The organism is Arenimonas sp., assembly GCF_047602345.1.
GTDB lineage: Bacteria > Pseudomonadota > Gammaproteobacteria > Xanthomonadales > Xanthomonadaceae > Arenimonas.
In genome coordinates this window covers 1,151,339-1,162,815 of the sequence record NZ_JASGHN010000006.1, presented here as the reverse complement: position 1 = coordinate 1,162,815, position 11,477 = coordinate 1,151,339, and the positions used below count along the sequence as shown (strand labels likewise).

At 62.0% G+C, this 11,477-nt stretch carries 13 protein-coding genes; 9 read left to right on the top strand and 4 right to left on the bottom strand.

From position 1 onward, the window contains the following. Nucleotides 1-7: 7 nt before the first annotated feature. On the bottom strand, nt 8-967 hold the full coding sequence (locus QM707_RS09905; RefSeq protein ID WP_415001682.1) for an HlyD family secretion protein: 960 nt from the start codon (nt 965-967) through the stop codon (nt 8-10). Next, a complete protein-coding gene (locus QM707_RS09900; RefSeq protein ID WP_415001681.1) occupies nt 957-1,622 on the bottom strand; it encodes a TetR/AcrR family transcriptional regulator in 666 nt (221 codons plus the stop codon). Before QM707_RS09900 ends, QM707_RS09905 begins: the two co-directional genes overlap by 11 nt. A 324-nt stretch (nt 1,623-1,946) precedes the next feature. On the opposite strand from QM707_RS09900, the gene tcmP reads away from it, so the two are divergent. Genes tcmP through QM707_RS09880 form a run of 4 tightly spaced genes read left to right on the top strand, consistent with a single transcriptional unit; the run spans nt 1,947 to nt 5,245 of the window. After that, nucleotides 1,947-2,777 carry a three-Cys-motif partner protein TcmP gene (gene tcmP / locus QM707_RS09895; RefSeq protein WP_415001680.1) on the top strand — a complete coding sequence of 277 codons (831 nt, stop codon included), beginning with the start codon at nt 1,947-1,949 and terminating at the stop codon, nt 2,775-2,777. Between the two features lie 4 nt (nt 2,778-2,781). Next, the gene (locus QM707_RS09890) at nt 2,782-3,528 is read left to right on the top strand and encodes a DUF5131 family protein (RefSeq protein ID WP_415001679.1); all 747 of its coding nucleotides are present in this window, start codon (nt 2,782-2,784) and stop codon (nt 3,526-3,528) included. Continuing rightward, nucleotides 3,528-4,151 (top strand): DUF4433 domain-containing protein, encoded by a 624-nt coding sequence (locus QM707_RS09885; protein ID WP_415001678.1) that lies wholly within the window; start codon nt 3,528-3,530, stop codon nt 4,149-4,151. The genes QM707_RS09890 and QM707_RS09885 overlap by 1 nt, the downstream gene beginning before the upstream one ends. Continuing rightward, nucleotides 4,151-5,245, top strand: coding sequence for a macro domain-containing protein (locus QM707_RS09880; protein ID WP_415001677.1), 1,095 nt, complete (start codon nt 4,151-4,153; stop codon nt 5,243-5,245). The genes QM707_RS09885 and QM707_RS09880 overlap by 1 nt, the downstream gene beginning before the upstream one ends. Here the strand turns inward: QM707_RS09880 and QM707_RS09875 are convergent. After that, nucleotides 5,242-6,285, bottom strand: a complete 1,044-nt coding sequence (locus QM707_RS09875; RefSeq protein ID WP_415001676.1) for a site-specific integrase — start codon at nt 6,283-6,285, stop codon at nt 5,242-5,244. The genes QM707_RS09880 and QM707_RS09875 overlap by 4 nt on opposite strands. Nucleotides 6,286-6,437: 152 nt before the next feature. Here QM707_RS09875 and dusA point away from each other — a divergent pair, with 152 nt between their 5' ends. The 5 genes from dusA to QM707_RS09850 all read left to right on the top strand — a co-directional run bounded on the left by dusA (nt 6,438) and on the right by QM707_RS09850 (nt 11,079). Then, nucleotides 6,438-7,454, top strand: coding sequence for a tRNA dihydrouridine(20/20a) synthase DusA (gene dusA, locus QM707_RS09870; RefSeq protein ID WP_415001675.1), 1,017 nt, complete (start codon nt 6,438-6,440; stop codon nt 7,452-7,454). After that, the gene (locus QM707_RS09865) at nt 7,451-8,362 is read left to right on the top strand and encodes an arginine deiminase-related protein (RefSeq protein ID WP_415001674.1); all 912 of its coding nucleotides are present in this window, start codon (nt 7,451-7,453) and stop codon (nt 8,360-8,362) included. The genes dusA and QM707_RS09865 overlap by 4 nt, the downstream gene beginning before the upstream one ends. Nucleotides 8,363-8,491: 129 nt before the next feature. Further along, the gene (locus QM707_RS09860; RefSeq protein ID WP_415001673.1) at nt 8,492-8,920 is read left to right on the top strand and encodes a PepSY domain-containing protein; all 429 of its coding nucleotides are present in this window, start codon (nt 8,492-8,494) and stop codon (nt 8,918-8,920) included. A gap of 37 nt (nt 8,921-8,957) precedes the next feature. Further along, nucleotides 8,958-9,638 (top strand): response regulator transcription factor, encoded by a 681-nt coding sequence (locus tag QM707_RS09855; protein WP_415001672.1) that lies wholly within the window; start codon nt 8,958-8,960, stop codon nt 9,636-9,638. A 52-nt stretch (nt 9,639-9,690) separates the two neighbouring features. Continuing rightward, complete coding sequence (locus QM707_RS09850) at nt 9,691-11,079, top strand: ATP-binding protein (RefSeq protein ID WP_415001671.1); 1,389 nt, start codon at nt 9,691-9,693, stop codon at nt 11,077-11,079. 50 nt (nt 11,080-11,129) lie between these two features. Here the strand turns inward: QM707_RS09850 and QM707_RS09845 are convergent, their stop codons facing one another. After that, nucleotides 11,130-11,378, bottom strand: a complete 249-nt coding sequence (locus QM707_RS09845) for a hypothetical protein (RefSeq protein ID WP_415001670.1) — start codon at nt 11,376-11,378, stop codon at nt 11,130-11,132. Between the last annotated feature and the right edge of the window lie 99 nt (nt 11,379-11,477).

The following is an 11,477-nucleotide window of genomic DNA, read 5'->3' as shown; positions in this document are numbered from 1 at the left end:
GGCGCGTTCATTGCGCGGGCCGCGCCTGCACCGGCAAGCCGGCCGGCAATGTCTTGGCTTCGCCGTCTTCCAGCACCAGCTCGGCGCGATAGACCAGGCGGCTGGCATCGTCGCCGGTCAGCGCGTAGTAGGGCGTGAACGAAGCCTCGCTGGATATCGCGCGTACATGCGCCCGCCATTCGCGTTCGACGCCTTGCACGCTCAGCACGTACTTCTGGCCTTCCTTGATCTTCGCCCGTTCGCTGGCCGGCACGAAGACGCGCGCATACGGCGCCTCGCCGACCAGCAGGCTGGCCAGGTTCGCGCCCAGCGGCGGCTGGTCGCCGGGCTTGAAGGGCAGGGCGTCCACGCGCGCATCGCGCGGCGCATGCACGTCGAGTTTGGCGGCGCTGAGTTTCAGTTCGGCCAATGCCGCTTCGGCCGTCTTCACGGCGGCTTCGGCCTGCGCCAGTTGTTCGCTGCGCGTGCCCTGGGTGAGTTCGCGCAGTTGCGCCTGCGCGGCGGCGACGGCGGCGTCGCTGCGGTCGCGCGTCGCCTTGGCCGCATCCAGCGTCGAGCGCGCGACCAATTGCTTGCCGGCCAGCTCGGCCTGGCGTGCGTACTGCTTGCGCGCTTCGTCGCGCGCGGCCACCGCACTGGCGACGTCGGCGCGGGCGGCGTCGAGCGTTTCGCTGCGCGCGCCGTTCGCCAGTTCCGCGAGCCGCGCCTGCTGCTGTTCGAGCTGCGCTTCGGCCTGCGCGATGCGCGCCTGCATGCGCCTGCCATCCAGGCGCAGCAAGCGGTCGCCCGCTTTCACCGCTGCGCCTTCCTGCACGTCCAGCGCCAGTACGGGCTCACTGGCTTCGGCCGGAAGCGAGATGCGATCCCACTCCAGTGTGCCGAGCAGCAGGCCGTCGGTTTTCGAGTGGCAGCCCGCCAACAACAGCAGGCCGGCGAGTGCGCCGTAGCGCAGGCGATCAAGTTGCATCGTGGTTCTCCAGGCCCTGCCGCAGCAGGGCGAGCGTGTGGCGTTGCATTTTCTGTGTATCGATATCGCCGGCATCGAAGATGCGGCTCCAGATCGGCCGGCCGGCGAGCGGGAACATCGTCAGGCCGATCAGCGAAACGACGGTCAGGCGTGGATCGAGTTCGGGATTGAGTCGGCCGGCCTTCTGTTCGGCGGCGAAGTACTGCGCCAGCTTCTGCGGCAATTGCGGCGCGACGTGGCCGAGCATGAACTCGCGCAGGCCGCCGCCTTCGCTGAGGATCTCGCGCACCCACAGCGAGGGCAGCCAGGGATGGCGATCGACGACGGCATACATGCCGCTGACGAAACGCGAAAGAAGATCGCCCGAGGCATCGCTGCCGGCGAACGCGGCGGCCATTTCGCCGACCACCGGCAACAGGCGCTCCTGCAGTACCGCCGCCAGCAACTTGTCCTTGCTGCCGAAGTAGTAGTGCACCAGGGCCGGGGTGACGCCCGCGGCTTTGGCCACATCGCGCAGCGGCGTGGCGGCGATGCCCTGGGCGACGAAACGCGCCAGGGCCGCGTCCAGCAGGCGCTGGCGCAGGTCGGCCCCGTCCGCTTCGGGGCGGCCAGGGCGGCGGGGACGGGGCGTGGATTTGGGCTTGGTAGGGCTCATGGGGCGAATAGTAATTAACTATTTAATTAATTGTCAAGGCGAGCCAGAATCCGGGCTTGGCCGCTAACATGCGGGCATGGATTCCAGACCCAGCCACGAAGCCAGGCTCAGCGTCGCCCCGATGATGGACTGGGCCGACCTAATGGATAAATAACGATAAATTAATTACTTAGCCAAGAATTGCTACGAAGTAGCAAAGGGGGCGCACCGCGCCAGCGGCGCAACTTGGACTAGCAAGTCAGCCAATAGGCCTGTGATTTCCCGCACATCGGCCATTGCCCCGGTCTGGGGCGCACGGGTACAACGCCCTCAGGGGAGGGCGACATGTCGAGCAAGGCAAAGGATCGCTACGAGTCTGATCCCGACGACGGGTTAAGACGCGATATTGTCGGCGACTGGGCGGAAGAGAAGCATGCCCGGCTCAGGCGCTATGTTGATATCACGCATGCTACCCGTCGAAAGTTCTCCCGCAACTCGCCCGCCTACATCGATCTCTATTGCGCGACAGGACGAGCCCGTATTAGGGAGACCGCAAGAGTGGTTGATGGAAGTCCGCTAGTCGCTTCGCTCGAGGCAAAGAAAAACGTGCCGTTCGGCCAAGTTCACATTGGCGACTTGGACACGCAAAACCTGGCGGCTTGTAAGGAACGGCTGGGGGTGGCCGGAGTTGCAGGGGTGAAGGTGTATGAAGGCAAGGCGGAACAGACTGCGGCAGACGTGGTGCGCAGCCTAAACCCTTATGGATTGCACTTGGCATTTCTCGATCCGTACAGTCTGGATGCGTTGCCTTTCGCTGTAGTCAAGACGCTCGCTGGCGTCAAACGAATGGACTTCATTATCCATATCAACGAAATGGATTTTCAGCGAAATGTCATCGGCAAGCGCGAGGAGCACAAGCTGGACACATTTGCGCCAGGCTGGCGTGATGCTATCGATACAAATCAGCGAAGCGACATCATGAAGCAGAGTTTTCTTTCGCACTACAAGCAGCTCTTAACGCAACTGGGCTACTACGTGAGCGATAATATTGAGCGTGTGACTGGGAGCCACAACCAGCCTTTGTACTGGCTGCTGCTTGCTTCACGAGACAAGCTGGCGGACAAGTTCTGGTCACAGATAAGCAATGTAGATCCTCAAGCCAGAATGTTTCAGTAGACCAATGACAACGACTTCGCGAATCGAATGGACTGAGCGCACTTGGAACCCAGTTGTCGGGTGCACGAAGATTTCGGCTGGCTGCAAGTTCTGTTACGCCGAAGTGATGGCGAGGCGATTGCAAGCCATAGGGGCAAAAGGATACGAGCAGGGGTTCAAGACAGTACGCATCCTTCCGGAGCGGCTGCGCGACCCCGTGCTAAGGCGCCCCCCGACTCTGTATTTTGTTAACTCAATGAGTGATCTTTTTCACGATCAAGTACCTGAGGAGTTCATTGATCAGGTGTTTGAAGTGATGCGCTCGACTCCGAGGCATACCTATCAAGTCCTCACCAAGCGCGGACAGCGGCTCGCTCGCTATGCTCGCAAGAACGGTGTGCCAGACAATGTTTGGATTGGCGTGTCCGTAGAGAATAAGCGCCACGGCGTGCCTCGCATTGCTCATCTTCAGTCGGCTCCCGCAGCCACGAGATTTCTCAGTGTCGAGCCTTTGCTTGAGGACGTCGGGGTGCTAGATCTGAGCGGGATTGATTGGGTAATAGTCGGTGGCGAGTCAGGACACAAGGCTCGACCGATGGATATTGCCTGGGCACGAAACGTGCAACGTCAATGCTTAGAGCAGGGCGTCTTGTTCTTCTTCAAGCAATGGGGAAACTGGGGGCCTGATGGACTGCGGCGAACGAAAAAGGCGAATGGCCGGAAACTTGATGGGAGAACGTGGGACGAGATGCCTTCGCTGGCGATGAGCTGATGTCGAGTCCCCTGCACGCCATTCCTGTCTACCACATTACGCATGTCGACAACCTTGCCGACATTGTTTCTACTGGCGGGCTTATATCCGACATCCTTCTAGGTGCGCGACCGCACTCCGTAATCGGCTACGACAACATTAAGCGACGCCGAATGACCGAAATCCAGGTGGGTTGCTGCCCCGGCACTTTTGTCGGTCACTTTGTGCCTTTCTACTATTGCCCGCGTTCGCCGATGTTGTACGTTGTGAATCAAGGCCGTACGGGTAAGCCAAAAGGATGCCAGAAAGACATCGTTCACCTTGTTACGACGGTTGGCCAGCTTGTTGCACTGGGCCACCAGTGGGCGATTAGCGACTCCAACGCAGGTTCTTTCTATGCCCAGTTTTCAACCCAGTTAGCAGATATTGGCACGTTGAATTGGCGGGCTATTCAGGCCCCGGACTGGCGGGGTGAGGTGCTAGGCTTCAAGCAGGCGGAGTTCCTGGTCCGGGACTCGGTGCCATGGCATGTCTTTAACGAAATCGGGTGCTACGATGCAAATGCGGTTACCCGAGTTACTCACGAAATTCGGCATGCGGCTCATCAGCCGCAGATGGCGGTAAAAAAGGGCTGGTACTACTAATGATCACCATTGCGCACGGGAACCTGTTGAAGGCCAACGTAGAGGCTTTGGTTAACACCGTGAATACCGAAGGCGTCATGGGGAAAGGTATCGCGCTTCAGTTTAAGCGAGCCTACCCGGCCGTCTACGATGCATACGAAGCTGATTGCCGAGACGAGTTGGTCCAGATTGGTGCGGTGCATGTCGTGGACTTAGGCGGCCTTGGTGGTGGCCCAAATTGGGTGATCAACTTCCCCACAAAGCGTCATTGGCGCGCGAAAAGCAAACTGGAAGACATTAAGACAGGGCTTGTTGACCTTGTGGCCAAGGTTCGTGCTTTGGGTATCAAGTCAATCGCGCTGCCGCCACTTGGGTGCGGCCACGGCGGCTTGAATTGGAGCGACGTGCTGCCATTGATCCGAGAAGCATTTAAGGATCTTCCAGATGTTGACGTGCAAGTCTATCCACCGACTGGTACTCCCGACCCGGTTGATATGCCGAACAAAACAAAAAAACCGCCCATCACTGCTAGCAGCGCAGCTGTCGTGGCACTGGCCAGTCAGTATCGTGAAGGACAAATGGATCCGGTCGTGCGGCTTTTGGAAATACATAAGATGATGTATTTCCTGCAGGAAGCGGGGGAGCCTTTGCGATTGAATTACGTCGCTCACAATTATGGCCCGTACGCCAGTAATTTGCGGCACGTTCTGGGCCGGATTGAGGGTCACCTGATAACGGGTTACGGGGATGGTCACGATGGCCCAGGAAAAGAGATTGATATCCTTCCTGGTGCTCTGGACGAAGCGATGGCCTTCTTGGATGGTCGCTTTGATACCAAAGATCGTATGGAGCGTGTCGCTGAACTAATTGCTGGCTATGAGGACCCTTATGGCCTCGAGCTGTTGAGTACTGTTCACTGGGTTATGTGTCATAGCGAAGGTGCTGCTGAGTCTGCTGAATCAGCGATTGATGCCATCCATTCTTGGAATGAGAGAAAAGCTATCGCCATGAAGCCAGAACACATTCGCGGTGCTTGGGCTCGCCTAAAATCGATGCGGTGGGATTCCGAATCTCGTAGTGGGCCTCGCCGTCAGGTGGTTGAGCGCGGCGCCTAGAGTTCTCGCACGTCCTGTGGCCTGAGATGGGTGTATCGCTTCAGTGTTGCCCACGATTCGTGCAATGTGAATTGAGCTACCTCATGAATGGCGTAGCCGCGTTCGAATAGGCGGGAAGTGGCTTCATGGCGCAGGTCGTGGAAGCACAGGTCATCGATCCCTAGAATCTTCGTGGCGCGCGTAAAGGCGGTGCCGATCGATTTTCCGTTGTATGGGAAGACCAAATCTTGGCCTTCCTCATGCGGTTGTGCTTCGATGATCGACCATGCCTCGGCCAGCATGCGGAAGCGCTTGTTATTGCCCTTCTTCAGTCGAGGGTGCTTCACATCTCGGAGCAAGGCAACGCTTTGCGCGCGATCGAGATCCTCCCAGCGTAGGCGGACTATCTCGTCTTGCCGCCTGGCGGTCAGCATTGCGAAGCGAATGATGTCTCCCATCGGGGTGGCGCTTCGATTCTCGAAATGATCGAGCAGCTTGGCCTCTTCACTGCTGGTCAGCCGGCGATCACGCTGCTTCGATTTGCCGATGATTCGTTCCTGGCGCAGAAACTCAGAGGCGCCGTCCAGTTCGGCCAGCGGTACAGGAACGCCCAGCACGGCAAAAGCGGCTCGGAGGACCTGGCGCAGCCAGATGATGTCGTTGGCGGCAGTGGACGGCCCTGCGCCGGCGGCGCGGCGCGCCTCAATCTGTTCGATGAAGTCCCGACGGGTAAGCTGATCGACTCGCCGACTAGCAAGGCGTCCGGTCCGCAGGGCAGAGAGGTCTCTTTTCTTAGTCCGCCCCCAGGGCTGATCCTTTGGTTCTCGAGTTTCGTACCAGCTGACCATCTCTGCGACGGTCATGCGCCTGCCCACAACCTCTCCTCGAGAGCGTTGGACGGCGAGGGCGCCTTCGCGTCGCTTCAACCACTCGGTGGCCAGGGATTTGGTGTTAAATGTGGCCGCCTCGGTGTGGACAATCTGTCCATGCCGCTTCAACCTGATCTGCGCCGTATAGCCAGTAGTGCCGTTCTGCCGTTTCCGGCCTCTGATAGTTCCCATGATTGCGCCTTGATAGTGCCGACAACATATGTCGGAATGCCTTTGGGCCATCGATGCTACAACCAATCTATGTACCACTCGGCGTAGTGCGAAATACCCCAGAATCCCCCGAAATCCCCCGGAAATACCCCGAAACGAAAAGCGCTGAAAACATGGAAGAAACCGCGACAAATCAGCAAGGGGCTTGCGTTTCAGGCACTTACAAACTTTCCGTTGCGCCTATGATGGATTGGACCGACCGGCATTGCCGGGCCTTCCATCGCGTGCTGGCGCCGAATGCGCTGCTGTATACCGAGATGGTGCATGCGCAGGCGGTGATCCATGGCGATCGCCAGCGCCTGCTCGGTTTCGATGCCAGCGAGCATCCGGTAGCGCTGCAACTGGGCGGCAGCGAGCCGTCGCACCTGGCCGAGGCGGCGCGCATCGGCGAAGACTTCGGTTACGACGAGATCAACCTCAACGTCGGTTGCCCGTCCGATCGCGTGCAGGCCGGGCGCTTCGGCGCCTGCCTGATGAAAGAGCCGTCGCTCGTCGCCGATTGCATGGCGGCGATGCGCGCGGCGGTGCGCGTGCCGGTGACGGTGAAATGCCGCCTGGGCGTGGACGAGCTGGAGGACTACGACCTGTTCCTGGCCTTCGTCGACACCGTCGCCGCCGTCGGCATCGAGCGTTTCGTCGTGCACGCGCGCAAGGCCTGGCTCAGCGGCCTGTCGCCGAAGGAAAATCGCGAGATTCCACCGCTGCGTTACGACTGGGTACACCGGCTGAAAGCCGAGCGCCCGCAGTTGCATATCGCCATCAATGGCGGCCTGGTCGAGACCGACGATTGCCTGGCGCAGTTGCAGCAGGTCGATGGCGTGATGCTGGGGCGCGCGGCCTATCACGAGCCGTATCGACTGCATTTGCTCGACCGCGCGATCCATGGCGGCGAGACGCACTCGCGCGAATCGCTGCTGCGCGCCTATTTCCCTTACATACAGGCGCAGCTCGAGCGCGGCGTCGCGCTCAAGCACATCAGCCGCCATATCCTCGGCCTGTTCCATGCGCAGCCCGGCGGACGCTTGTTCCGGCAGATACTCAGCGAAGGCGCGCCGCGTGCGGGAGCGGGCATGGTGTTGCTGGAGCAGGCATTGGACGCGACGCGGTCGCAGGGCAGGGAGGCCGCATGATCACGCGCGATGTCGGGACCTTCGTTGGCTTCGCGAAAAACTGTGCGCCGGATTTCGGGCCGTCCTGCGCGAAGGCCGTCTTCCTGATTGCGCCGGAAGGGTTCGCGCTGGCCGAACAATCGGCCAGCGACAACCGCTACATGGATATGGGTTTGACCACCGACGCGGCGAAGGCCCTGGCCGAACACCGCGGCCTGCAGTCGGCTTTGTCGGCGATCGTACCGACGATCTGCTTCTCTGGCCGTGCCGACACGCCGGACGCGCAGTTTCCGAACAATGTCTTCGCCACCGCGCCCGGCCGTTTGCTGCTCGGCCATATGCGCCATGCGGTGCGCCAGCGCGAAGCCGAGCGCCCGGATATTCGTGGCTTCTTCGCGCAGGCCCTGGGCTATCGCGAGATCGATCTGCGCGACCAGCCCGGTCTGTGCGAGTTGACCGGTGCGCTGGTCATCGATCGCGCGCGTGGCCTGGGCTTTTGCGGGCTGTCCGAGCGTTGCGACGAAGCGGGCGCCAAGGCCATGCACGCCGCCTTCGGCCTGCGGGCGACCCTGATGTTCGACCTGGCGCCAGGCGAGTACCACACGAATGTCGTGCTCAGCGTGCTGGCGGGCCGGGCCGTCGTGATCGCGCCGGATGGTTTCGCCGACCCGGCGGTGGTGGAGGGCATCGCGGAGTGTTATGCGCCGCAGGTGGTCCGACTGGGCCGGGACGAGAAACTCGGCTTCGCCGGCAACTGCATCGCCGTCGCCGAAAAGGCCGTATTCATGAGCGAAGCGGCAGCCTGCGCCCTGCGTGCCGAGAACCGCCGGACCTTGCAGGATGCCGGTTTCGCCCTGCACGCCGTGCCCCTGGCCGAGATCGAAAAAGCCGGCGGTTCCCTGCGTTGCTGCGTGGCCGAGATCTACTGAGGGCGCAGGCGGGGCTTAACAATCGCCTACCCGGAAGGGGCGAAGTTCATATCGGATTCACTGCATTTTGCCCAGACTTCCGGCCAAGCTGACTGGCACATCCCGCTCGCCACCCGTTAACATCCGACCATGTTCCTGCGTTTGTTGGCCCTTTCCCTGCTTGCGTTCAGCCTGACCTTCGGGTCGGCGGACGCGTACGCGCAGAACCAGCGTGATCGGGGGCAGCAGTCGCAGAACTCGCAGGAATCCCAGCGCGAACGCTCGGGCCAGTCGGACCTGCCGAACTCGGTGCGCCGGGTCGAACAGCAGACCGGTGGCGAAGTGCTGCGGGCCGAGCCGATGCAGCGGGACGGGCACGAGGTCTATCGCATCAAGGTACTGACCAGCGACGGCCGGGTGCGCGTCATGCAGGACGATCCGCAGCAGCGCCGCGGCTCGTCGCGACAGGAAAGTCCGAGCCGGCGCTCGTCGCCGCCCCGTTCCGAAGGCAACAACAACGGCGGTGGCAGGGGCAATGGCAACAACAACAGCGACGAAGGCGAACGCCCGCCGTTCTGATGCCGGCTCGCCGCTGACTATCCGCCAAGGAGGCACCATGCGCATTCTGTTGGTCGAGGACGAAGCTCCCCTCCGTGAAACCCTGGCCGCGCGGCTCAAGCGCGAAGGCTTTGCCGTGGATGCGGCGGCCGATGGCGAGGAAGGCCTGTATAACGGCCGCGAGCTGCCCTTCGACGTGGCCGTGATCGATCTCGGCCTGCCGAAGATGTCGGGCATGGAACTGGTGCGCAACCTGCGCACGGAAGGCAAGAAATTCCCGATCCTGATCCTGACCGCGCGTTCGAGCTGGCAGGACAAGGTGGAAGGCCTGAAGGCCGGCGCTGACGACTACTTGGTCAAGCCCTTCCATATCGAAGAGCTGTTGGCCCGCGTCAACGCGCTGATGCGCCGTGCCGCCGGCTGGAGCAAACCCACGCTCGATTGCGGCCCCGTGCGCCTGGACCTGAGTTCGCAGACGGTGCAGGTCAACGGCGGCAGCGTCGACCTGACCAGCTACGAATACAAGGTGCTCGAATACCTGATGCTGCACGCCGGCGAGCTGGTGTCGAAGGCCGACCTGACCGAGCACATCTATCAGCAGGATTTCGACCGCGATTCGAACGTGCTGGAAGTGTTCATCGGCCGCCTGCGCAAGAAGCTCGACCCGGAAGGCGAACTCAAGCCGATCGAGACGGTGCGCGGCCGCGGTTACCGCTTCGCCATCCCGCGCAGCGAATAAACCCCGCGTGCGGCCGGTGGGGTCCCGGATTCGCCTCTCCCGGCGCCGCTGAATGCCGCGGCGGCGTCCTCTTTCGCTGAAGTTCCGCCAGCTGCTGGGCGCGAGCCTGGCGCTGGTGGCCTTCCTCGGCTTCACCGGTTATGCGCTCGACCAGGCCTTTCGCGAAGCGGCCTACAGTTCGCTCGAACAGCGCCTGCAGAACTACATCAAGGACTATTACAACGGCATGGAATTCCTGCGCAACGGGGCGCTGGACATGCCGCAGCGTCCGCCCGATCCGCGTTTCAGCCGTCCGGGCAGCGGCCTGTATGCCGGCCTGATCGCCCACCGGCTGCGCTGGGAATCGGCTTCGTCGCTCGGTCGCGACCTGCCGCCGCCGACGATGATGCGCGCCGGCGAAATGCGCTTCGAAGGCCCGCTGCCCTACAAGGATGCCGACGGCCTGATGGGCGAGGTGTACCGGCTCTCGCACACCACCATCTGGGAAACGCCGAACGGCGACGTGCCGCTGACGTTCGCGGTCTACGAGGAAGCTGGTTATCTCACCCGACAGGTCGGCGTGTTCCGGCGCGCGTTGTGGGGCTATCTCGGTCTTGCCGCCGGCGTGCTGTTCCTCGTGCAGCTGTTGGTGCAGTACTGGAGTCTGAAGCCGATCACGCGCCTGCAACGCGACCTGGAGTTCGTGCGCAACGGCCTGGGCCAGCGCTTGGGCGACGGCTGGCCGAAAGAGCTCGATCCGGTGGTGGAGAGCATCAACGCCTTGATCGAGAGCGAGCGCAGCCATCTCGACCAGAGCCGCAATACGCTGTCGGACCTGGCGCATAGCCTGAAGACGCCGCTGGCGGTGTTGCGCTCGCGCCTGGACACCGATACGAATTTCAACGAGCTGCGCCGGGACGTATCGGCGCAGGTGCAGCGCATGAACGAGATCGTCTCCTACCAGCTCTCGCGCGCCGCGCGCAGCGGCCACGCCCTGTTCGCCGCGCCGATCCCGATCGAGCCGCGCGCGGAGGAAATCGTCGGTAGCCTGGAGAAGGTGTATGCCGGCAAGGGCGTGCTCTGCGAGTTCGACATCGACCCGGCCTCGCGTTTCCCCGGCGAGATCGGCGACCTGCAGGAGTTGATGGGCAACCTGCTCGAGAACGCCTTCAAGTGGTCGCAGCGCCGCGTGTTGCTGACGGTGAAGCAGGAGACGGTGATCGGTTATCGCCGTCCCGGCCTGGCTTTCACCGTGGAGGACGATGGCCCGGGCATCGCGCCGGAGAATGTCGAACGCCTGTTGCAGCGTGGTGTGCGCGGCGACGAACGCGTGCAGGGCCATGGCATCGGCCTGGCCATCGTGCAGGACATCGTGCGCGCCTATCGCGGCGAGATGAAGGTGGATCGTTCGAGCGAACTCGGGGGCGCACGCTTCGTGCTGCGCTTCCCGCCGCTGTTCTGATGCTCGTTATTCGCTAACGGAGAGATCCGCTCGCGCTCGGACCGATTGCTTCAGCGGAACATGCCCGGGAGCAGGCTATGCCAGCGCGGAGCGAAACCGCGCGATCCGTTGCTGCGCACCGGCGTGCCGGTGGCCGCGTTCTGTCCGGTCGCGCTGCTGTCGTTGTCGTTCGGCTGCGTGGCCGTCGTCGACTTCGCGGTTTTCGGGCAAGTGGTCGCGTCGTCGGTCGTGGCGGTGCCACCGGCCATGGCGCTGGTCGCGAAGAGAGCGAGCAAGGCAGCGAGGATAAGACGACGCATGACACGGCCCCGTTTTTGTTGATTTCCAGTTCAGATGCCTGAACTGGACAAAAAGTTGCAAGAAACATTCTAGCGCCTTGGCGGGCGCCGTGGGGGTTA

What these genes read in the sequence shown, in the direction of transcription:
- QM707_RS09905 (WP_415001682.1), bottom strand. Translation starts at nt 967, where the DNA reads ATGCAACTTGATCGCCTGCGCTACGGCGCACTCGCCGGCCTGCTGTTG.
- QM707_RS09900 (WP_415001681.1), bottom strand. Translation starts at nt 1,622, where the DNA reads ATGAGCCCTACCAAGCCCAAATCCACGCCCCGTCCCCGCCGCCCTGGC.
- tcmP (WP_415001680.1), top strand. Translation starts at nt 1,947, where the DNA reads ATGTCGAGCAAGGCAAAGGATCGCTACGAGTCTGATCCCGACGACGGG.
- QM707_RS09890 (WP_415001679.1), top strand. Translation starts at nt 2,782, where the DNA reads ATGACAACGACTTCGCGAATCGAATGGACTGAGCGCACTTGGAACCCA.
- QM707_RS09885 (WP_415001678.1), top strand. Translation starts at nt 3,528, where the DNA reads ATGTCGAGTCCCCTGCACGCCATTCCTGTCTACCACATTACGCATGTC.
- QM707_RS09880 (WP_415001677.1), top strand. Translation starts at nt 4,151, where the DNA reads ATGATCACCATTGCGCACGGGAACCTGTTGAAGGCCAACGTAGAGGCT.
- QM707_RS09875 (WP_415001676.1), bottom strand. Translation starts at nt 6,285, where the DNA reads ATGGGAACTATCAGAGGCCGGAAACGGCAGAACGGCACTACTGGCTAT.
- dusA (WP_415001675.1), top strand. Translation starts at nt 6,438, where the DNA reads ATGGAAGAAACCGCGACAAATCAGCAAGGGGCTTGCGTTTCAGGCACT.
- QM707_RS09865 (WP_415001674.1), top strand. Translation starts at nt 7,451, where the DNA reads ATGATCACGCGCGATGTCGGGACCTTCGTTGGCTTCGCGAAAAACTGT.
- QM707_RS09860 (WP_415001673.1), top strand. Translation starts at nt 8,492, where the DNA reads ATGTTCCTGCGTTTGTTGGCCCTTTCCCTGCTTGCGTTCAGCCTGACC.
- QM707_RS09855 (WP_415001672.1), top strand. Translation starts at nt 8,958, where the DNA reads ATGCGCATTCTGTTGGTCGAGGACGAAGCTCCCCTCCGTGAAACCCTG.
- QM707_RS09850 (WP_415001671.1), top strand. Translation starts at nt 9,691, where the DNA reads ATGCCGCGGCGGCGTCCTCTTTCGCTGAAGTTCCGCCAGCTGCTGGGC.
- QM707_RS09845 (WP_415001670.1), bottom strand. Translation starts at nt 11,378, where the DNA reads ATGCGTCGTCTTATCCTCGCTGCCTTGCTCGCTCTCTTCGCGACCAGC.